Source organism: Sphaerisporangium krabiense (genome assembly GCF_014200435.1).
GTDB classification, from domain to species: domain Bacteria; phylum Actinomycetota; class Actinomycetes; order Streptosporangiales; family Streptosporangiaceae; genus Sphaerisporangium; species Sphaerisporangium krabiense.
This window is the reverse complement of the sequence record NZ_JACHBR010000001.1, coordinates 3,465,181-3,485,196: the sequence shown is the minus strand read 5'-3', so window position 1 is coordinate 3,485,196 and position 20,016 is coordinate 3,465,181. Positions and strand designations below refer to the sequence as shown.

22 protein-coding genes are annotated in these 20,016 nt (G+C 71.6%); 15 read left to right on the top strand and 7 right to left on the bottom strand.

The genetic code is table 11. The annotated features are described in order from the left end of the window. Window positions 1-11 precede the first annotated feature (11 nt). From katG to BJ981_RS15560, 3 genes are all read left to right on the top strand, one after another. A complete protein-coding gene (katG, locus tag BJ981_RS15570; RefSeq protein ID WP_184612036.1) occupies window positions 12-2,240 on the top strand; it encodes a catalase/peroxidase HPI in 2,229 nt (742 codons plus the stop codon). A gap of 216 nt (window positions 2,241-2,456) precedes the next feature. Continuing rightward, window positions 2,457-2,906: a helix-turn-helix domain-containing protein gene (locus BJ981_RS15565; RefSeq protein WP_184612034.1), complete on the top strand. Its 450-nt coding sequence runs from the start codon at window positions 2,457-2,459 to the stop codon at window positions 2,904-2,906. 1 nt (window position 2,907) lies between these two features. Beyond that, window positions 2,908-3,462, top strand: coding sequence for a VapC50 family PIN domain-containing toxin (locus tag BJ981_RS15560; RefSeq protein WP_184612032.1), 555 nt, complete (start codon window positions 2,908-2,910; stop codon window positions 3,460-3,462). 48 nt (window positions 3,463-3,510) lie between these two features. On the opposite strand, the gene BJ981_RS15555 is transcribed toward BJ981_RS15560, so the two are convergent. Next, the gene (locus tag BJ981_RS15555) at window positions 3,511-3,945 is read right to left on the bottom strand and encodes a MarR family winged helix-turn-helix transcriptional regulator (protein ID WP_184612030.1); all 435 of its coding nucleotides are present in this window, start codon (window positions 3,943-3,945) and stop codon (window positions 3,511-3,513) included. Window positions 3,946-4,209: 264 nt separating this feature from the next. Between BJ981_RS15555 and BJ981_RS15550 the strand changes: the two genes are divergently transcribed. Then, window positions 4,210-4,512, top strand: a complete 303-nt coding sequence (locus BJ981_RS15550) for a hypothetical protein (RefSeq protein WP_239139487.1) — start codon at window positions 4,210-4,212, stop codon at window positions 4,510-4,512. 108 nt (window positions 4,513-4,620) lie between these two features. On the opposite strand, the gene BJ981_RS15545 is transcribed toward BJ981_RS15550, so the two are convergent. Both BJ981_RS15545 and ychF read right to left on the bottom strand, forming a co-directional pair. Beyond that, a complete protein-coding gene (locus tag BJ981_RS15545; protein ID WP_184612028.1) occupies window positions 4,621-5,370 on the bottom strand; it encodes a dienelactone hydrolase family protein in 750 nt (249 codons plus the stop codon). Window positions 5,371-5,561: 191 nt separating this feature from the next. Further along, window positions 5,562-6,638, bottom strand: a complete 1,077-nt coding sequence (gene ychF, locus BJ981_RS15540; RefSeq protein WP_184612027.1) for a redox-regulated ATPase YchF — start codon at window positions 6,636-6,638, stop codon at window positions 5,562-5,564. 72 nt (window positions 6,639-6,710) lie between these two features. Here ychF and BJ981_RS15535 point away from each other — a divergent pair, with 72 nt between their 5' ends. The 3 genes from BJ981_RS15535 to BJ981_RS15525 are packed head-to-tail and all read left to right on the top strand — an operon-like array spanning window position 6,711 to window position 9,260. Further along, window positions 6,711-8,108: a DNA recombination protein RmuC gene (locus BJ981_RS15535; protein ID WP_184612025.1), complete on the top strand. Its 1,398-nt coding sequence runs from the start codon at window positions 6,711-6,713 to the stop codon at window positions 8,106-8,108. Between the two features lie 49 nt (window positions 8,109-8,157). Beyond that, window positions 8,158-8,700, top strand: coding sequence for a DUF6542 domain-containing protein (locus BJ981_RS15530; protein WP_311745480.1), 543 nt, complete (start codon window positions 8,158-8,160; stop codon window positions 8,698-8,700). A gap of 11 nt (window positions 8,701-8,711) precedes the next feature. Continuing rightward, window positions 8,712-9,260, top strand: a complete 549-nt coding sequence (locus tag BJ981_RS15525; protein WP_204070489.1) for a nucleoside/nucleotide kinase family protein — start codon at window positions 8,712-8,714, stop codon at window positions 9,258-9,260. 30 nt (window positions 9,261-9,290) lie between these two features. Here BJ981_RS15525 and BJ981_RS15520 read toward each other — a convergent pair whose 3' ends face one another. After that, window positions 9,291-10,262: a 4-hydroxy-3-methylbut-2-enyl diphosphate reductase gene (locus BJ981_RS15520; protein ID WP_184612021.1), complete on the bottom strand. Its 972-nt coding sequence runs from the start codon at window positions 10,260-10,262 to the stop codon at window positions 9,291-9,293. Between the two features lie 202 nt (window positions 10,263-10,464). Here BJ981_RS15520 and BJ981_RS15515 point away from each other — a divergent pair, with 202 nt between their 5' ends. From BJ981_RS15515 to BJ981_RS15505, 3 genes are read left to right on the top strand one after another with little or no spacing between them, the layout of a single operon-like run. Continuing rightward, window positions 10,465-11,529 carry a hypothetical protein gene (locus BJ981_RS15515; protein ID WP_184612019.1) on the top strand — a complete coding sequence of 355 codons (1,065 nt, stop codon included), beginning with the start codon at window positions 10,465-10,467 and terminating at the stop codon, window positions 11,527-11,529. Between the two features lie 25 nt (window positions 11,530-11,554). Next, the gene (gene xseA / locus BJ981_RS15510; RefSeq protein WP_184612017.1) at window positions 11,555-12,766 is read left to right on the top strand and encodes an exodeoxyribonuclease VII large subunit; all 1,212 of its coding nucleotides are present in this window, start codon (window positions 11,555-11,557) and stop codon (window positions 12,764-12,766) included. A gap of 48 nt (window positions 12,767-12,814) precedes the next feature. Then, entirely contained in the window at window positions 12,815-13,054 is a 240-nt protein-coding gene (locus BJ981_RS15505; protein WP_184612015.1) for an exodeoxyribonuclease VII small subunit, read from the top strand. 10 nt (window positions 13,055-13,064) lie between these two features. On the opposite strand, the gene BJ981_RS15500 is transcribed toward BJ981_RS15505, so the two are convergent. Further along, entirely contained in the window at window positions 13,065-13,631 is a 567-nt protein-coding gene (locus BJ981_RS15500) for a DUF4245 domain-containing protein (RefSeq protein ID WP_184612013.1), read from the bottom strand. A 70-nt stretch (window positions 13,632-13,701) separates the two neighbouring features. After that, a complete protein-coding gene (locus BJ981_RS15495) occupies window positions 13,702-14,298 on the bottom strand; it encodes a TetR/AcrR family transcriptional regulator (RefSeq protein WP_184612011.1) in 597 nt (198 codons plus the stop codon). A 144-nt stretch (window positions 14,299-14,442) separates the two neighbouring features. Here BJ981_RS15495 and glpX point away from each other — a divergent pair, with 144 nt between their 5' ends. Next, window positions 14,443-15,477 carry a class II fructose-bisphosphatase gene (glpX, locus tag BJ981_RS15490; protein ID WP_184612009.1) on the top strand — a complete coding sequence of 345 codons (1,035 nt, stop codon included), beginning with the start codon at window positions 14,443-14,445 and terminating at the stop codon, window positions 15,475-15,477. 3 nt (window positions 15,478-15,480) lie between these two features. On the opposite strand, the gene BJ981_RS15485 is transcribed toward glpX, so the two are convergent. Next, on the bottom strand, window positions 15,481-16,176 hold the full coding sequence (locus BJ981_RS15485; protein WP_239139489.1) for a DUF1707 SHOCT-like domain-containing protein: 696 nt from the start codon (window positions 16,174-16,176) through the stop codon (window positions 15,481-15,483). A gap of 97 nt (window positions 16,177-16,273) precedes the next feature. On the opposite strand from BJ981_RS15485, the gene BJ981_RS15480 reads away from it, so the two are divergent. From BJ981_RS15480 to BJ981_RS15465, 4 genes are all read left to right on the top strand, one after another. Next, the gene (locus BJ981_RS15480; protein ID WP_184612007.1) at window positions 16,274-17,230 is read left to right on the top strand and encodes an ABC transporter ATP-binding protein; all 957 of its coding nucleotides are present in this window, start codon (window positions 16,274-16,276) and stop codon (window positions 17,228-17,230) included. Window positions 17,231-17,291: 61 nt separating this feature from the next. Beyond that, entirely contained in the window at window positions 17,292-18,119 is an 828-nt protein-coding gene (locus BJ981_RS15475) for an ABC transporter permease (protein ID WP_184612005.1), read from the top strand. A gap of 129 nt (window positions 18,120-18,248) precedes the next feature. After that, window positions 18,249-18,773 (top strand): hypothetical protein, encoded by a 525-nt coding sequence (locus BJ981_RS15470; RefSeq protein WP_184612003.1) that lies wholly within the window; start codon window positions 18,249-18,251, stop codon window positions 18,771-18,773. Further along, entirely contained in the window at window positions 18,766-19,962 is a 1,197-nt protein-coding gene (locus BJ981_RS15465; protein ID WP_184612001.1) for a WD40 repeat domain-containing protein, read from the top strand. Before BJ981_RS15470 ends, BJ981_RS15465 begins: the two co-directional genes overlap by 8 nt. Window positions 19,963-20,016 lie beyond the last annotated feature (54 nt).

Genomic DNA, 20,016 nt, shown 5'->3' with positions numbered 1-20,016 from the left:
GAAGGATTCCCATGTCCGAGAACAATGACGCGATCGTCGTAGACGCGAAGACGGAAGGTGAAGGAGGCTGTCCGGTCGCGCACACGCGGGCCCCGCACCCGACGCAGGGCGGCGGAAACCACCAGTGGTGGCCCGAGCGGCTCAACCTGAAGATCCTCGCCAAGAACCCCGCCGTGGCCAACCCCCTCGGCGAGGACTTCGACTACGCCGCCGCGTTCAAGACCCTTGACCTCCCGGCCGTGAAGCGGGACATCGCCGAGGTGCTCACGACCTCGCAGGACTGGTGGCCGGCCGACTTCGGCCACTATGGCCCGTTCATCATCCGGATGGCGTGGCACAGCGCGGGCACCTACCGGATCAGCGACGGCCGTGGCGGCGCCGGCAGCGGCCAGCAGCGCTTCGCCCCCCTCAACAGCTGGCCGGACAACGGGAACCTGGACAAGGCCCGCCGCCTGCTGTGGCCGGTCAAGAAGAAGTACGGCAAGAGCCTATCGTGGGCCGACCTGCTGATCCTCGCCGGAAACGTCGCCCTGGAGTCGATGGGCTTCGAGACCTTCGGCTACGCCGGCGGCCGCGTGGACGCCTGGGAGGCCGAGGAGGACGTCTACTGGGGCCCGGAGACCACCTGGCTCGGCGACGAGCGCTACACCGGCGACCGCCAGCTGGAGAGCCCCCTCGGCGCGGTCCAGATGGGCCTCATCTACGTCAACCCCGAGGGCCCGAACGGCAATCCCGACCCGCTCGCCGCGGCCCGGGACATCCGTGAGACCTTCCGCCGGATGGCGATGAACGACGAGGAGACGGTCGCCCTGATCGCGGGCGGTCACACCTTCGGCAAGACCCACGGCGCGGGCCCCGCGGACAACGTCGGCCCCGCTCCCGAGGCCGCCCCCATCGAGCAGCAGGGCTTCGGCTGGAAGAACGCCTTCGGCACCGGCAAGGGCGGCGACGCCATCACCAGCGGCCTCGAGGGCATCTGGACGAACACCCCGATCACCTGGGACAACAGCTTCTTCGAGATCCTCTTCGGCTACGAGTGGGAGCTGTTCAAGAGCCCCGCGGGCGCCAACCAGTGGCGGCCGGCCGGCGGCGCCGGGGCGGGCACCGTCCCCGACCCGCACGACCCGTCCAAGAGCCACGCCCCGACGATGCTCACGACCGACCTCTCGCTCCGGTTCGACCCGATCTACGAGCCGATCTCGCGGCGCTTCCTGGCCAACCCCGGCGAGTTCGCGGACGCCTTCGCCCGTGCGTGGTTCAAGCTGACCCACCGCGACATGGGCCCGGTCGCGCGCTACCTCGGCCCCGAGGTCCCGTCCGAGGTGCTGCTCTGGCAGGACCCCGTCCCGGCGGTCACCCACGAGCTCGTCGACGCGGCGGACGTCGCCCGTCTCAAGGAGCAGGTCCTCGCCTCCGGCCTGACGGTGTCCCAGCTCGTGTCCACCGCGTGGGCGTCCGCGGCGTCCTTCCGCGGCGGCGACAAGCGCGGCGGCGCCAACGGCGGGCGCGTCCGCCTGGAGCCGCAGAACGGGTGGGAGGTCAACGACCCCGACCAGCTCGCGATCGTGCTGCGCACCCTGGAAGGGATCCAGGAGTCCTTCAACGCCGCCCAGACCGGCAAGGCGATCTCCCTCGCGGACCTCATCGTGCTCGCCGGCGGCGCCGCCGTCGAGAAGGCCGCCAAGGACGCCGGCGTCGACGTCGACGTGCCGTTCACGCCGGGCCGCACGGACGCCTCCCAGGAGGAGACGGACGTCGAGTCGTTCGCCGCGATGGAGCCCACCTCCGACGGGTTCCGCAACTACCTCGGGAAGGGCAACCGGCTCCCGGCCGAGTACCTGCTGATCGACCGGGCCAACCTGCTGACCCTGAGCGCCCCGCAGATGACGGTCCTCGTCGGCGGCCTCCGCGTCCTCGGCGCGAACCACCGGCAGACGTCCCACGGCGTCCTGACCGCGACCCCCGGCGTCCTGACCAACGACTTCTTCGTCAACCTGCTCGACCTCGGCACGACGTGGACGGCGACGTCCGGGGACGCGAACCTCTTCGAGGCCCGCGACGCCGCCACCGGCGAGGTCAGGTGGACCGGCACCCGCGTCGACCTGCTCTTCGGCGCCAACTCCGAACTCCGCGCCGTCGCCGAGGTCTACGCCAGCGACGACGCGAAGCAGAAGTTCGTCACCGACTTCGTCGCCGCCTGGACCAAGGTCATGAACCTGGACCGCTTCGACCTCGCCTAACCCTCCCCAACCGTCCAGGCCGGCCCCCGCGGACCGGCCTGGACGTTTTTACGCGGCGCACCGGCCCAACCCTGTGTAAGGGCCCGATGTCTTGATCCGCCGCACACCCCACCCCGGCGACGAAGCCAGATCTGCGCGATGAGTAGTCATCCAGCGACGCAGCGCTGTTGCGATTATTGCGATTACATCGGATACTGCAGATGGGAGGTGTCGAGGATGAATCTCGCTTTTATCCAACCGAACGCACGAGACGCCGTCGCCGCTCGCGATGCTCTTTCTCAGGTTCGCGGCTACCTGCGTCACCATCGTGAGAGTCCCGCGCAGATCGACATCGTCGTGGCGGAAACGCGAGAGGAGCTGGTGCTGCCGCGTGCGGCGGTGGAACTGCTGGCGACGATCCTCGCTCACATGGCCGCGGGTCGCGGGGTGTCGGTGGTGCCGGCCCATGCGGAACTGACGACCCAGGAGGCGGCGGATCTGCTCAATGTGTCACGCCCCTACCTCATAGGACTTCTCGACGCGGGTGAGATCGAATACCGCCTGGTGGGAACTCACAGGCGAGTGAGAGCGGAATCGCTCCTCGACTACAAGCGCAAGGACGACCAGCGACGCCGTGAGTCCGCGGACGCCCTTTCGGCCATGACACAAGAGTTGGGCTTCGACTGAGGTGGCCTTCGTCGTCGTTTACGACGCTTGCGTGCTGTATCCAAGTACGCTGCGTGATCTCCTCATCAGGGTCGCACAGGCCGGCCTGGTGCAGGCGAAGTGGACGGACCGAATCTTGGACGAGGTGTTCGGCGCGATCAGCGAGAATCGGCCGGACATCAAGCCGCAGATCCTTGAGCGCACTCGCACCTTGATGATCAAGGCGGTACGGGACTGTCTGGTGACGGGATACGAGCCGCTGATCGAAAGCATCGACCTGCCGGACGTTCATGATCGCCATGTCGTCGCCGCGGCGATTCGGGCGCGGGCCCAGGTGATCGTCACGAACAACTTGAGGGACTTTCCCTCGGACTCTCTCGTGAACTGGGACGTGGAGGCCAAGAGCGCGGATGACTTCGTCCTCGACCAGGTCCACCTGAACCAGAAGGTCGTGTGGGCATGCGTTCAGCAGATCGCCGATTCGTGGAAGAACCCGCCGGGCACGACCGAAGACGTCCTCGTCAGCTTGGAGCGATGTGGACTGGTCCAGTCGGTGGCAGAGCTCAGAGCCGCCTGAGAAGGCGCTGAGTCTACTCGCGATGGCGAGAACAGACTCTCCGGGTAGTCAGTCCTGCTGCTCGTCGGTGTGCCGGAGCAGCGTCAGCAGGGTTTCCGCGAGTTCGGTGCTGCGGGTCGTCATCGCTCCTCCGAGGGGTGCCAGTCGTCGTTCCTCCAGTTCCAGCACCACCCTTCGCCCTTCGGCGACGGCGTGTGCGCCCTGGGCGGTCACGGTGAGCTGTACGGCGCGCGGGTCTGACGGGTTGGCCGCCCGTGTGACCAGGCCCGCCTTTTCCAGGCCGCGGACGAGCTTGGAGACGTGCATGGGCTCCAGGCCGCTGAAGTCGGCCAGTTCGCGCTGGCTGGGCACCTTTCCCTCCGCCGAGATCCCCGACAACGTGGCCAGCACCGCGTACTGCGACGAGGTGAGGCCGACCGGGCCCAGCGCCCTGTCCATGGCGGCGCGCCAGCGCAGCGACAGGTGCCAGATGAGGAACCCCATCGAGGGAATGTGAGCGGGTGTTGGCACAGTGTCACGGTATCCGCTTCCCTTGACCGGCCCTTCACGAAGATCACGACCATCGGCTCGACCGGCCTCATGCGGAAAAGGTCGAACCTCCGGTCTCGGTGCGGCCCGCCCTGTCCAGGAACCCGCGAGCGGTCGCGGAGCGCGACACGTCTGGGGCGGGTACGTGTCACCCATCGGGACGCGCCGGACTTCTATCTGACGGCGGCGGATCGCGAAGATCAGCGAGATCGGACGCTCGTGACGGCGTCCCGTCTGTTCCTCGCCCTTCTCAACCACGATCCCACGGCCAGGACGCTGGCCATCGCGATGCCCGAGGTCTTCCCCTGGGTTCGCCACCTCACCGCTGACGAACTGCGAGACTTCACCTACGAACTGGTGGAGGCGCTGTCCGACGCCGCGGAACTGGACCTGGACGACAGAGCCGAGGAAGTGATCGCGGGCTGGCGGGCGACGGCTCGCGTCGAGGCGAACCCGTCGGAGTACGCGGAGGCCCGTAGACCTACGAGCGGAGACTTCGGTCCTGTCGAGGTCTCCGCGTGAGCCCCAGGCGCGGAGATCGCGTCACGAGGTCCGGGGTGCCCGATGCGATGGGGACAAGGCATCGGGCACCGCGTACTCACGGCCCCTGTGGTGGTGAGCGTGCCCTGGCTAGCTGGTGCCGCTTCCGTGGCCGAGGTGGCGGGTGAAGAAGCGTAGGGTGCTGTCCAGTTCGAATGCCGGGAGTTCGGCGTGCTTGCCGGGGTTGGCGTGCAGGGTCTTCTCCGGGGAGGCGAAGGCGTCGAACAGGGCCAGGGCCTGGGCTCGCGGTACCCGTTCGTCGTCCCACTGCAGCAGGAACTCCACCGGGACGGTGATTCTCGCGGCGGCCTCCGCCGAGGCCGACGCTCCGCCGAGGCCGAGAACCGCCGCGCGGACGCGGGGCTCGGCGGCGACGAACGGAACGCCGAGCCCGCACCCCAGCGACACGCCCCAGTAGCCCACGGGACCGGGCCCGACGTGCTCCAGCTCCTGGACCGCGTCCAGGACGGCCTGCCATTCGGGGACGGTCTGGCGGGCCACGAGCGCCTGGAAGTTCGCGATCAGGGGAGCCAGGTCCTCTCCGGCGTCGGCACGGGCCTGGTTCTCGGTCGCGATCCGGTGGTACTCCTCCTCCTTCGGCCGGTCCCCATGGCCGGGCACGTCGACCGCCACGACCGCGAACGCGCACTCGGTCACGAAGCGGGACGCATGGGCGACGATGTCAGGCGCCTTCTTGTGCCGGCCGCCCCCATGACACATCAGGACAAGGGGACGAGCACCGGCGGCGCCTACCGGCGTCCACAGGACGCCGGGGATCTCACCGAGGGTGAAGAGCCGTTCGGAGACGCCGTCAAGCGAGGTCTCGGAGGTGAAGCGCACAGCGTTTCAAGCCTTTCGGGATGCCTTGCGCGGGCGCTCCCTAGGCCATGCGCGGGAGGGAGCCCCGACCTGTCACAGCGTTGATCGGTCTCACCTCCTCGGTTCGCGGCACTGCACGGCGCCGCGAAGGTATCACGAACGTTTCACCTGTGTCCGGGCAGGTTCGCCGGAGGGGTGCGTCTTCTGGCCGGTCACACGTTGAAGCGGAACTCCACGACGTCGCCGTCGCGCATGACGTAGTCCTTGCCTTCGATGCGGGCCTTGCCGGCGGAGCGGGCCGCCGTCATGGAGCCGGCGGCGAGGAGTTCGTCGAAGGAGATGACCTCGGCCTTGATGAAGCCGCGCTGGAAGTCGGTGTGGATCACGCCGGCGGCCTCGGGGGCGGTGGCGCCCTTGCGGATCGTCCAGGCGCGGGTCTCCTTGGGGCCGGCCGTCAGGTAGGTCTGCAGGCCGAGGGTGTCGAAGCCGACGCGGGCGAGCTGGCTCAGGCCGGACTCCTGCTGGCCGACCGACTGCAGCAGCTCAAGAGCCTCCTCGTCGGGCAGCTCCACCAGCTCGGACTCGATCTTGGCGTCCAGGAAGACGGCCTCGGCCGGGGCGACCAGGGCCGACAGGCGGGCGCGCAGGTCCTCGTCGACGAGCTCGTCGGCGTCGAGGTTGAACACGTACAGGAACGGCTTGGCCGTGAGCAGGTGCAGTTCGCGCAGGTCGGCGAGGTCGAGGCCGGAGGCGTACAGCGTGGTGCCGCCGTCGAGGATCTTGGACGCGGCCTCGGCGGCCTCCAGCAGGCCCTTGCGGTCCTTGTTGGTCTTGGCCTCCTTGGTGAGGCGCGGCAGGGCCTTCTCCAAGGTCTGCAGGTCGGCCAGGATCAGCTCGGTGTTGATCGTCTCGATGTCGCGCTGCGGCGAGATGTCGCCGTCGACGTGCGTGACGTCGGGGTCGCCGAAGACGCGGATGACCTGGCAGATGGCGTCGGTCTCGCGGATGTTCGCGAGGAACTGGTTGCCGCGCCCCTGGCCCTCGGACGCGCCCTTGACCAGGCCGGCGATGTCGACGAACTCGACCTTGGCCGGGATGACGCGCGCGGAACCGTACAGCTCGGCCAGCTTGGGCAGCCGGGCGTCGGGCACGCCGACGATGCCCACGTTGGGTTCGATCGTGGCGAAGGGGTAGTTCGCCGCGAGCGCGTTGCCGCTCTTGGTCAGCGCGTTGAAAAGCGTGGACTTGCCGACATTGGGCAGGCCGACGATGCCGATGCTCAGGCTCACGTTCGCCGAGTTTACGGTGCTCCGGCTCCACACCGGACACGGGCTGAGGCGCGGACTGGAATCATGCGGGAGATGGACGTGATGGCACTGGCCTTCCAACTGGCCGTCGGACTGGCCGCCGGGCTGGTCATCGGCCTCGTGCTCGGCCGGGCGCGCGCGGGCGCGGCCCAGCGCGAGGCCGAGGCGAAGGTCGCGCTGGCCGAGGCGCGGGCGGTGGCCGCGGAGGAGAAGGTGACCTACGTCGAGGAGCAGATGGCCCAGCGCTTCCAGACGCTGTCGAACCGCGCCCTGGACGTCAACAATCTGCGCTTCCTGGAACTGGCCGAGAGCCGTTTCGCCGCCTCGCGCGCCGACGCGGCCGGAGACCTGGAGCAGCGCAGGCAGGCCGTCGAGAACCTGGTGGCCCCGCTGCGCGAGACCCTGGCCAAGGTGCAGGAGCAGCTTCGCGAGAGCGAGACCGGGCACCGCGTCGCGCGGGCCGAGCTGGGCAAGCAGATGGAGTTCGTACGGCAGAGCTCCGAGCAGCTCAAGGCGCAGACGACGGCGCTGGTGCGGGCGCTGCGGCGTCCGGAGGCCCGAGGACGGTGGGGGGAGCTCCAGCTCCGCAGGGTCGCGGAGATCGCCGGGATGTCCCGGTTCTGCGACTTCGACGAGCAGGCGAGCGCCTCGACCGCGGACGGCGTCGTACGGCCCGACATGGTGGTGCGGCTGGCGGGCGGCAAGAACATCGTCGTGGACTCCAAGGTGTCGCTGGCGGCCTACCTGGAGGCGGCGGAGGCGGGCGAGAGCGAGATGCAGGACGCGCGGCTGGACGCCCACGCCCGCCACCTGCGCGACCACGTCGACCGGCTGGCGTCCAAGGCGTACTGGCAGGCGTTCAGCCCCGCGCCGGAGTTCGTGGTGCTGTTCGTCCCGGGAGAGGCGTTCCTGTCGCCCGCGCTGGAGCGCGACCCCGGCCTGCTGGAGCACGCCATGACCAGGCGTGTCCACATCGCCACCCCGACCACGCTGATCACCATGCTCAGGACGGCGCAGTACGCCTGGCAGCAGCAGGCGCTGAGCGAGAACGCCCGCGCGGTGTTCGACCTGGGCAAGGAGCTGTACGAGCGGCTGGGCGTGCTCGGGCGCAACGTGGACGCGGTGGGCAAGGCGCTGAGCCGGGCGGTGATCGCGTACAACAAGAGCGTCGGGTCGCTGGAGGGGCGGGTGCTGGTGAGCGCGCGCAAGCTCAACGACCTCGGCGTGGTGGACGGGCCGCTCCCCGCGCCCGAGCCGGTCGAGGAGATGCCGAGACCGCCCTCGATGCCGGAACTGGACGGCGAGCCGGCCACGGACGGCGATCCGGACGGCTACGGGGAGCGTGGGGACGGTGGCGGGGAGGCAGCGTACCCGCAAGCCGACGGTGAAGAGACGGCAAGCCCGTTCCAGGGGCTTCGTGCGAACGGTAAGTTGGCGCGAGACTCGTCGTAGGGCCGACCCGCCGGCCGTGATGCCGCCGACCAGGCCGGGAGGGGCGACAGTGGTGACACAGGAACGCGGGCGACGACCGGGACTCCGGCTGACCGCCCGGGGCGCGATCGCGCTCGTCTTCGTGTGCACGCTCCTCGCCCAGGCCGCGGCGTCCTCGACGGTCGTGGGGCTGGTCTTCTGCGTGGCGTGCCTGGCGGGGGTCCTGCTGGTGCAGCCGCGCGAGCTGCTGTCCCTGGTGGTCACCCCGCCGCTGGTGTTCTTCGTCGCCACGCTGATCAGCGCCCTGATCGGCGCGTTCGGGGCGCCGTCGCTGGTGCAGGCGCTCGGTGTCGGGCTCTTCACCGACCTTTCCGCGGGGGCGCCGTGGCTGTTCGCCGGGTCGGCGCTGGTGCTCGGGGTGGCGTGGTTCCGGGGGCTGACCGAGAGCGTGAGCGAACTGCGGGCCGAGCTGCGGGCGAACCGTGCCGCGGCGGCGGCCGCCGGGGGGCGGGGCCGCCGGTCCGGCGCCGAGGCGCCCGTGTACGCGCCGGAGCCGGAGGGGTACTTCGAGCCGCGCGTGTACGGCTCGACGCGGGAGCAGGAGAAGGACTGACGTCCTCGGCCATGCCCGATGATCTTTCCGCCGACGCGGCTCGCGTGCTGGCCGTGCGGTTGCGGGCCGAGCGGGCACGGGTGGTGGCGATCGAGGGGCCGTCCGGGTCCGGGAAGACCACGCTGGGGCGCGCGCTGGCCGCGGAGCTGGATGCCGGGCTCGTCCACATGGAGGACTTCTATCCGGGCTGGGAGGGGTTGCGGGCGGGCGCGGAGCGGCTCGTGGAGTGGGTGCTGCGTCCCCTGGCGGCCGGGGAGTCCCCGCGCTGGCGGTGCTACGACTGGACGCTCGGCTCGTACGCCGGGTGGCGCGCGCTGCCGCCGTCCGAGGTGGTGGTGGTCGAGGGCGCCGGAGCGGGGTCGCTGGCCGCGGGGCCGTACCTGTCCGCGCTGATCTGGCTGGACGCGCCGCCGCCCGTGCGCAGACGCCGCGCCCTCGGCCGCCCGGAGGACGGCGAGGCGTACCGCCCGCACTGGGAGCGGTGGGCCCGGCAGGAGGCGGAGTACTTCACCGCCGACCGCGTCCCGGAGCGCGCGGACGTGACCCTCGACACCGGCTGAGCCGATGGCTTCGACGCCCGAGGCGCCGGGTCAGGCGGTGGTGGTGCGGAGGTCGCGGCGTAGCTCGTGGGGGAGGGCGAAGCGGACGCTCTCCGGGACGGACTCGACCTCGTGGACGTCGGCGAAGCCGTGGGACGCCAGGCGGGCGAGCACGCCTTCGACGAGTTCCTCGGGGACGGAGGCCCCGCTGGTCACGCCGACCGTGGTGACGCCGTCCAGCCACTCGTCACGGACGAAGGACGCGTCGTCCACCAGGTAGGAGGCGTCGGCTCCGGCGTCCTTGGCGACCTCGACCAGGCGCTTGGAGTTCGAGGAGTTGGTCGAGCCGACGACGATGACGAGCTGCGCCTCGCGGGCGATCTCCTTGACGGCCGTCTGGCGGTTCTGCGTGGCGTAGCAGATGTCGTCGCTGGGCGGGTCGATCAGGTTCGGGAAGCGCTCGCGGAGCCGGGAGACGGTCTCGGTGGTCTCGTCCACGGAAAGCGTGGTCTGGGAGAGCCAGACGACGCGCTCGGGGTCGCGCACCTGGACGCCGGCGACGCCGCCGATGCCGTCGACGAGCTGGATGTGCGCGGGGGCCTCCCCTGCCGTGCCCTCGACCTCCTCGTGGCCCTCGTGGCCGATCAGCAGGATGTCGTAGTCGGCGGCGGCGAAGCGCTTGGCCTCGTTGTGGACCTTGGTGACCAGCGGGCACGTGGCGTCGATGGTCTTGAGCGCCCGCCGGGACGCCTGCTCGTGGACGGCCGGGGCGACGCCGTGGGCGGAGAAGACGACGATCGCGCCCTCGGGGACCTCTTCGGTCTCGTCGACGAAGATCGCGCCACGCTTCTCCAGGGTTTGGACCACGTGGGTGTTGTGGACGATCTGCTTGCGGACGTAGACGGGCGCGCCGTAGAGGTCCAGGGCCTTCTCGACGGTCTGGACGGCGCGGTCGACCCCCGCGCAGTAACCGCGCGGCTTGGCCACCAGGACACGACGGGTCTCAGACGTCTCCGAAGTCATGTGCTCATGCTATGTGCTCGCCGATTGGTGGGGGTCCATGGGCGGGAGTTACGGAGGCACGCGTGAATTATCTGGTTTCCTATGCTTGAGGGAGTGTGCGACGGCAGTGTCCGATCACCCCGTCCGACCACCTCTCGCGCTCAATCGGCTCAGTTCAGGACAGAGACTGGCCGTCCATTAATCAGATCTCCAAGGAGCCGGCATGTCACTGAGCGACATCGTCCGCACCATGGCCAAGAACGTCCGACAAACCGTCTCCAACCCCGGCGAGCTCAAGGAGAAGGCCAAGGACCTTCCCCTCAACGTGCTGCAGACCGCGATCACCGGAGTGGGGCAGGCGCTGATGTTCAGCGACCGCGTCCGTTCCGGCCTCAAGAGGCTGCTGACCTCGGAGGAAGAGGAGCGGAAGACCTCCGGGACCACCGCCGCCGACACCGCGGCGCGGGACGAGTGGGCCGCCGCCGCCGCCGCCGTCGGCGTGCGGGAGGAGGCCGAGGAGGACGAGGAGGACGAGGAGGCCGCGCCGCCGAAGCCCGCCCGGCGCGAGCCGGTCATCTTCGCGCCGCGCCCGGCGTCGGCGCCGGAGGGCGCCAACGGGTCCGCGCCGAGGACCGAGCCGGCCGCCGCGCCGCCCGTCCCGCCCGCGCCTCCGATGAAGCCGGCCCCCGAGCCCACCGCCGAGCCCGCCGTCGAGGACGTGGCCGAGGAAGCCGTGACGCCGCAGGAGCAGGCCGAGGCGCCGGTGGCCGAGGTGGCGGAGACGGCGCAGGCCAAGCCCGTCACTCGGGCCCGTAAGCCGCGGGCCGCCACCGCCAAGCCCGCCACGAAGCCCACCGCCAAGCCGGCCGGGACCAGGTCCACCACGCGCAGGGCCGCCAAGCCCGCCGAGACCGTCCCGGACACCGAGGCCGCCCAGGACACCCAGGCCGCCGAGGCCGAGGCGAAGGCCGCGCAGGCCGAGGCGCCGAAGCCGGGCGCCGGCACGCCGAAGGCCGAGACGGGCAAGCTGGCCGAGGCCGCCAGGCCCGCCGCGGAGCAGGCGGCCGCGGCCGAGGAGGTCACCTCCCCGGCGGGCACCACGCCGACGCTGGCCGAGCCGCTGCCCGGCTACTCCACGCTGACCATGGCGTCGCTGCGCGCGCGGCTGCGGGGCAAGTCGGCCGACCAGATCCGCGAGCTGCTGGAGTACGAGCGGAAGACCTCCGCCAGGGACGACATCGTCCAGATGTACGCCAAGCGCCTGGCGAAGCTGGAAGCCGGTGAGTAGGCGGGATCGTTTGTAGGCTGCCCGCATGGCCGCGAAGACTTCACCGGAGCAGCCGCTGCCGATCCGCTCGGTGCTGCAGATGGTGGCGCAGTGGATCGGCAAGCTCGGCACCGTCTGGGCCGAGGGGCAGATCACCGACCTGTCCTCCCGGGGCGGCACGGTGTTCCTGACGCTGCGCGATCCCGTGGCGAACGTCTCGGCCCGGGTGACCTGCCCGCGCGGCGTGTACGAGGCCGCCGTCCCCCGGCCCGTGGACGGCGCCCGCGTCGTCGTGCTGGTCAAGCCGGACTTCTGGGTGAACAGGGGCTCGTTCGCCTTCACCGCGCTGGAGATCCGCCCGGTGGGCATCGGCGAGCTCCTGGCCAGGCTGGAGCGGCTGCGGCAGATCATCGTCGCCGAGGGCCTGGCCAACGCCGACCGCAAGCGGCGCCTGCCGTTCCTGCCCGGCACGATCGGCCTGATCTGCGGGCGCGACTCGGCGGCCGAGCGCGACGTGCTGGAGAACTCCCGGCGGCGCTGGCCCGCGGTGCGGTTCAAGGTGGAGGCGGTCGCGGTGCAGGGGCCGTACGCGGTGGCCGAGGTCACCGACGCCCTGCACCGGCTGGACGCCGACCGCGACGTCGATGTGATCATCATCGCCCGGGGCGGCGGGTCGCTGGAGGACCTCCTGCCGTTCTCGGACGAGTCGCTGGTCCGCGCGGTCGCGGCCTGCCGTACGCCCGTCGTCAGCGCGATCGGCCACGAGCAGGACAGCCCCCTGCTGGACCTGGTGGCCGACCTGCGGGCCTCCACGCCGACCGACGCGGCCAAGAAGGTCGTCCCGGACGTCGGCGAGCAGCTCGCCCTCGTGCGGCAGCTCCGCGACCGGGGACGGCGCGTGGTGACGGGCGGGCTGGACCGTGAGGCGTCGTGGCTGGCGGCGGTGCGCTCGCGGCCGTCGCTGGCCGACCCGGTGCGCGAGGTCGAGCGCCGGGCCGAGCAGGTGGACGCCCTGCGCGACCGGGCGCGCCGCTGCCTCGGCTCGTCGCTGGAGCGCGCGGGCGACTCGCTGGAGCACCTGCGGGCCCGGCTGGTCGCCCTGTCCCCCGCCGCGACGCTCGAACGCGGCTACGCGATCGTGCAGTTCCCGTCGGGCGAGGTCGTGCGGCGGGCGCAGGACGTGGGCGGCGGCGAGGAGCTCAGCGTGCGGTTCTCGGACGGCAGGGTGGGCGTCACGGTGTCCAAGCCGGCCCCGTGACCCCCCGTGACGCCGTCTCCGGGCCCGCGCTGCCCGTAGGGTGGGAGCGTGGCTGAGCAGAAAGCGGAGACGCCGTCGTACGAACGGGCCCGCGAGGAGCTGACCGAGGTCGTGCGCCGCCTGGAGGCCGGCGGTCTCACGCTGGAGCAGTCGATCGAGCTGTGGGAGCGCGGCGAGCGGCTGGCCGCGATCTGCGAGGAGTGGCTGCAGGGGGCGCGTGTGCGGCTCGCGGCGGCGATGGCCCGCCGCGAGGAGGGGCCGGACGGCCCCGAGGAGGCCCCCTTCTGACAGCCGCGGTTCAGGACGGGATCGGGGACGGCACCGCCCCTGTGGTCTGTGCGGGGGCGGTCTTGGGCTGGGCCTTCAGCGAAGCGGCGAGCTGGGACAGCTCGTCCCAGCCGGCCAGCCCGGTGACGACGAGCGTGACGCCCGGCTGGAGGCTGACGAGCGTGCGCTGCTTCTTGTCCTCGCGGTAGCGCTCCTGCCAGGTGAGCCCGTTGATCTGGCGGCTGCCGACCACCTTGTCGCTGTTGGCGATCCGGTTGGCGAACTGCGCGGCGGGCTCGTCGCTCTGGGCGAGCATGGCGTGCGACTTGCCGGCCGTCGCGAAGCCGAGCCGCCAGGTGACGTGGGCGTTCTTGTCGACCTCTGAGCTGTTCGGCGTCCAGCCCGCCGGGACGGGCTCGGGGGCGCGCACCTCGTAGGGGGCGTCGCGCCGCAGGTTGCTCAAGGTGATCGAGTAATCGACCCTCGGGATGTGCTGGGTGCGGCTCTGCGGCGTGATCAGCAGAAACACGCCGACGATCCCCAGGCACACCAGCATGGCGAACACGTACCCGTAGAAGCCTTGTGTGAATTGCCGCACGACCAGCCAGGTTACCGGCCGGGGAGGGCGGTCCGGGACGCGCGTCGCCCGGGGAGCCGTGCCCGCGGGCCTACGGGCCGTGGATACGGCTGATGATCTTCAGGACGTTCTCGGCCAGCGTGCGCGAGGCCGTGACGTCCTGCGACAGGGCGACCTCGGAGACGGCCGCGGCCAGGGCGCCTGTCACCACGACCACCAGCGCGCCCTCGTCGTCCTCGAAGAGGGCGGCGTTGCGGCGGGCCCACTGGCGCATACGGTCGCGCATGATGACCTCGAAGCCGGGAGGGCCGTCCCCGCGCAGGAACAGGGCCGCGAGCTCGCGCTCGTCGAAGCACCCCTCGAGGTAGGCGCGCGCGCCGGCGATGAACAGCCGCATCGGGTCGGACTCGCCCTCGGCGCGGGCGGCCTGGACGGCCTGCCGGGTGCGCTGGGTCTGGCGGCCCTGGAACTCCTCGAAGAGGGTGAGGTACAGGTCCGCCTTGCCGGAGAAGTGGTGGTAGAGCGAGCCCACGCTGGCGCCCGCACGGGAGACGACGTCGGTGACCCCGGCGTCGGCGAAGCCGCGTGTGACGAAAATCTCCCTGGCGGCGTCCAGGAGGGCGCCGCGCGTGGCGGCGCCGCGTTCCGAGGTGCGCGCAGCCACCGGTCGTTCCGTGTCACTGCTCATGGAGGCGACAGTATCCCCCCGTCGGCCACGGAAGTGAGACAACTAGCATCGTTGCCGTCGCCTGGATTAGAAAGCGGCCAACCTGGTAGGTCTGCTACAGGGCGTCTTGGTCGCCTTTGGTATGCATCAGAGGGGTTTGTCACCATGTCTGAACAGACGTCCGTACCTCCCGCGCTGGCCACCGGCGAGCGCGCCCCCGACCGCAACCTGGCGATGGAGCTCGTCCGCGTCACGGAGGCGGCGGCGATGGCGGCGGCGCGCTGGGTGGGCCGCGGGGACAAGAACGGCGCCGACGGCGCGGCCGTCAACGCCATGCGCCAGCTGATCAACACGGTGTCCATGGACGGCTACGTGGTGATCGGCGAGGGTGAGAAGGACAACGCGCCGATGCTCTACAACGGCGAGCGCGTCGGCGACGGCAGCGGCGCGGAGTGCGACGTCGCCGTGGACCCGATCGACGGAACCCGGCTGACCGCCCTCGGCATGCCCAACGCCATCTCGGTGATCGCCGTCAGCGCGCGCGGCTCCATGTACGACCCGTCCGCGGTGTTCTACATGGACAAGCTGGTCACCGGCCCGGAGGCCGCGGACGCGGTGGACATCAACGCCTCGGTGTCCGCCAACATCCACGCGGTCGCCCGCGCCAAGGACTGCTCCGCGTCCGACGTCATGGTCGTGCTGCTGGACCGCCCGCGCCACGAGCGCCTGGTGAAGGAGATCCGCGAGACCGGCGCGCGGATCAAGTTCATCACCGACGGCGACGTGGCCGGGGCGATCATGGCGGCGCGCCGGGACACCGGCATCGACCTGATGATGGGCATCGGCGGCACGCCCGAGGGCATCATCGCGGCCTGCGCGCTGAAGTGCCTGGGCGGGGTGATCCAGGGCAAGCTGTGGCCGAGGGACGACGAGGAGCGCAGGCGGGCGCTGGACGCCGGGCACGACCTCGACCGCGTGCTCACCACCGACGACCTGGTGGCCTCCGAGGACGTCTTCTTCGCCGCCTCGGGCATCACCGACGGCGAGCTGATGGCCGGGGTCCGCTACCGCTCCGGCGTCGCGGTCACCAACTCGCTGGTGATGCGCGGGCGTTCGGGAACGGTCCGCAAGGTCGAGAGCGAGCACCAGCTCTGGAAGCTGCGCGCCTACAGCGCCATCAACTTCGACACGGCCGGCTGAGCGTCACGGGCTGCGGCGGCGGCCCCAGCCGCGCTTGGGGGGCTTGGGGTACTTGGTGACGACGCTGCCCATCATGATCATTCCGGTGACCTCGATGACGGGGGCGTCCGGGGGGACCGCGCGCGGGGCCTGGTTCTTCTTGCCGCCGAGCATCGACTGCGCCGGGATGATCACGTGGACGCCCTCGGGCACGACCAGCGTGAGCGTCGCCCCGACCACGGTGGCCTGCACGGTGATGTGGGAGCTCTGCAGCAGCGCCTCGCGCAGGTCGAGCGTGACGCCGGTGCCGATCGCGGTCACCGGGTAGTGGGACGGCACCACCCACCGGCCGTCCCGCTGCTCGGAGCGGAACAGGGCCATCACCGGCCGCCCGTCCGCGCGCAGGGGCTGGAGCTCCTCGGGGAGCAGGTCGGCGGTGAGGCCCACCAGCTCGCCGAGCGTGCGGGCGGTGTAGAGGCGCTCGACGCGCTCCTCGTGTTCGAGCGCGGTCAGCCGGCCGTCCGCGACGGCCTCGCGCAGGACCTCGGCCACGCGCTCGCGGTCGTCGTCGGAGGCGCGCAGCTCATGCGTGGCCGGGCCGTCCGCGCCCTGCTGCCGCCCGCTCAGGATGCCCGTGAGGAACTGGCGCAGCGCCGGGGCGCCCTGCTCGTTCCATCGGGTGCTCCACCGTTCGTGACGCGCTCCGCGCTCGGCTTCCACACGAACGACACTAACCCCTCCGCCGGGGTGTTCCAGAGGGTCGTTCGCGACGGAAACCCGATGGCGAAGCGCCGGTCGCCTTTCCTAGGGTGATCGCATGGCCACCCTGCACGCGCGGTCCCACGACGGCCTCGTTCCCGGCCCGGACGCGTCCGCCATCTCCCTGCGCGGGGTGGTGAAGCGCTACGGCTCGATCACCGCGGTCGACGGCCTCGACCTCCAGGTCCCGCACGGCGTCTGCCTGGGCCTCCTCGGCCCGAACGGCGCCGGCAAGAGCACCACGATGCGCCTGCTCACGGCGCAGTCGCGCGCCGACGAGGGCACGATCACCGTGCTCGGCCACGCGCTGCCGGGCGAGTCCAAGAAGGCGCGGGCGCTCATGGGCGTCGTGCCCCAGCAGGACAACCTCGACGAAGAGCTGACCGTCCGCCAGAACCTGGAGGTCTTCGCCCACCTGTACCGCGTGCCGAAGGCCGGGCGCGCGGCGGCGGTGGACCGCGCCCTGGAGATCGCCCAGCTCACCGACCGCGCCGGGGCCAAGACCGGCGACCTCTCCGGCGGCATGCGACGCCGGCTGCTCATCGCGCGCGGCCTGGTGCACCGTCCTCGCCTGGTGCTGCTCGACGAGCCGACCGTCGGGCTGGACCCCCAGGTCAGGCAGGAGTTGTGGTCCCTGGTCGCCGGCCTGCGCGCCGACGGCGTGACCACCCTCATGTCCACGCACTACATCGAGGAGGCCGAGCGCCTGGCCGACGAGTGCGCCCTGATGTCGCACGGCCGGGTCGTGGCGCGCGGCGCTCCCGCGGCGCTGATCGCCGAGCACGCCGGGGAGCGGGTCGACGAGCACTACGGGCCGCCCGAGCGGCTGGCCGAGGTCGAGGCCGTCGCGAAGGCCGCCGGGTTCGCCACGCGCCGCACCGGCCCGTCGGTCTCGATCCTCGCCGCCGAACGCCTGCCGGAATCCCTCCGGCACGACCTCGGCCCCGCCACGATCGGGCGCGCGGCCACCCTGGAGGACGTCTTCGTGCTCCTGACCGGCGAGAACGTCGAATGACCAGGTCATGGGCGCGCACGGGACGACCGCGCGGCGCCGTGAGACGTCAGGGAGGCACCGCATGAGCGCGGACGTCCGATCGGATTCGCCCGCCGAAGCGGGGAGCGCCGTGGCGGGGGCGCCGCGGGTGTTCGAGTGGGCCCCGGTGCGCGGGGTCTGGCGGCGCGAGCTGGCGCTGTACCGCCGCTACTGGGCCTCGACGTCGTTCGCCTCGCTCGTGGAGCCCACGATCTACCTGCTGGCGTTCGGCTTCGGGTTCGGCTCGGTGATCGGCGCGGCGTACGGCTACGACTACCGCGACTTCGTCTCGACCGGCGTGGTCGCGACGTCGGTGCTGTTCATCAGCGCCTTCGGGGCCATGTTCGGCACGTTCATCCGCCGCACCTACCAGCACACCTACGACGCCGTCCTGGCCGCGCCCGTGGACGTCCACGAGCTGGTGACCGCCGAGGCGTCGTGGCTGGCCGCCAAGGCCGCGGTGTACGGTTGCGCGCCCGTGCTGGTCGGCGTCGGCTTCGGCCTGCGCCCGAGCCCCGGCGTGCTCCTGGTGCCGTTCGTCGCCTTCCTCACCGGGCTGGGGTTCGGCCTGTTCGGCATCTGGGTGTCGTCGATCGTCCCCTCGATCAACACCTTCGACTACGTCATCAGCGGCGTGCTCGCGCCGATGTTCCTGGTCGCGGGCACGTTCTTCCCGGTGGACCAGCTTCCGTCCTGGGCGGCGGCCGTGGCGCGGGTCAACCCGCTGTACCACTGCGTCGAGCTCGTCCGCGACGCGGTCTTCGGCCGCCTCGGCGCCGGCGATCTCGCCCATGCCGGGGTGCTGCTGCTCTTCGCCGCGCTGATGTGGGGCCTGGCGGTGTGGAAGATGAGGGCCCGGCTGATCGACTGAGCCCACGGGTGGTGGATAGCAACGATCAATCCACCATAATCCGGATTTCACGGACATTTGTGTATACGTAGGTTGCGGCACCCAAAGACGGACTGTCGCAATGTGAATACGATGAGTTACCTTCGGAGTATGCTACCCATCTGGGCCGCAGCGCTCTGGGGTCTGGCGGGCGGGCTCTGCGTCGAAGGGCTGGAGCTGTACGCCCGCATCCGGCGCGACCGGAAATGGTCCTGGAAGCGTCCCATTCCGCAGGGGCGGGCCGCGTACCTGACCTCGGTGGCGATCCGCGCGGGGGTCGGGGCGGTGCTGGCCGCGGCGGCCACGGAAGGCCGGCAGATATCGGGCGCGTTCGCGGCCCTCGCCCTCGGCCTCGCCGCCCCGCTCGTCGTCGAGAAGGTCACGCGCCTCGTCGTCCACAGCCTCGCCGGCTCCGGCACCCTCCTGAACGCCCCCGCCCCCACGACGCCCCCGGCCGCCTCCCCTGCCTCCGCGCGCCGGTCCTCGGGAGGCTCCACCGCGCCGGCGGCGCCCCGCCCCGCCGTGCCCGCGCCGGGCGTCCCGGAGCCGTCCCGGCCCGCCGACGGGAACGCCGGCGTCTCCCCCCGCGCGGGCTCCACCCCGCCACGGGACGGAACCGGGGCGGCCGATGCCTGATCGGACCCGCGCCTCGCGGATCTTACTTGCCCTCGCGCGCCCGGACGATCTGCACTGCGCCGAGACCGCGCCTCCCTCCGCCCCCGGGGGCGGACCTCGGTACGCCTCGTTCGGCGTCCGCCTGCTCATGGCGCTGGCCCGCCCGGACGGCGGCGGATCCCTGCTCGGCCGCCACGCGGCCGGCAACGAACCCGACGACGAGCGCGACAACGAACCCGGCGGCGGTACCGGTCCTGAGGCCGTCCTGCTCCCGCGGACGACCCGGCGCGGGACGGCCTGGCGCCTGCCGCTGGCGATCGCCACCCTGGCCACCCTGGTGGTCGCGGGCGGCCCCGGCATCGGCCGATCGTTCGGATTCTGGCCCGGCGACAGGCCGACCGGCGACCCCGCCTCTCCGTACGCGGCGCCGCTCGCGCTGAGCTGGGACGGCAGCTACCTGATCTCCGACAACGGGCGCATGGTCAAGCGCTGGAACCTCGCGGTCCCGCGCGCCCCCCGGGTGCTGCGCGCGGGCCAGGAGCATCGGTCCTCGATCTTCCTCTTCCCCGCCGGGGTCGCGACCGCGAGCGTCGTGAGCCCGGACGGCGCCGTCCTGGCCGCGGCGAGCCCGGACCGCAGGGTGCTGCTGTGGAACCTGAGGACGCACCGGCCCATGGGCGCCCCCCTGTCCGGACGCACCGGAACGATCCGCATGCTCGCCTTCAGCCCGGACGGCGGGATCCTCGCCGGAGCCGACGACGAGGGCGCGGTGAGCCTGTGGAAGGTGCACACCCGGGCCCTGCTCGCCGCCGTGCGAACCGGGCACACGGGGCGTATCCGCTCGCTGGTCGTCGCCCCGGACGGCACGAGCTTCGCCATGGCCGGCGAGGACATGGCCGTCCGCTTCTGGAGCACCCGGCAGCCCGGACATGTCGGCCAGCCGCTGCCCGGGTCCGCCGGCACGACCCGTTCCCTGGCGTTCAGCCCGGACGGCAGCATCCTGGCCGCCGGGGACGACACGACGGTGCGCCTGTGGGACACGCTGCTGCGGCGGCCCCGCGGCAGACCCCTGACCGGGCACGCGAGCGCGGTCCTGTCCATCGCCTTCAGCCCGGACGGCGGCCTTCTGGCCAGCGCCGACGACAAGAAGATCATGCTCTGGGACATGAGGTCCCCGTCCCCGCTCGCCCTGTCCACGCTGACCCGCTGACGCCCCGCCGATCCGTCCACTCGCGGGATTCCCGCGATTTCGGACGGTCCGCGG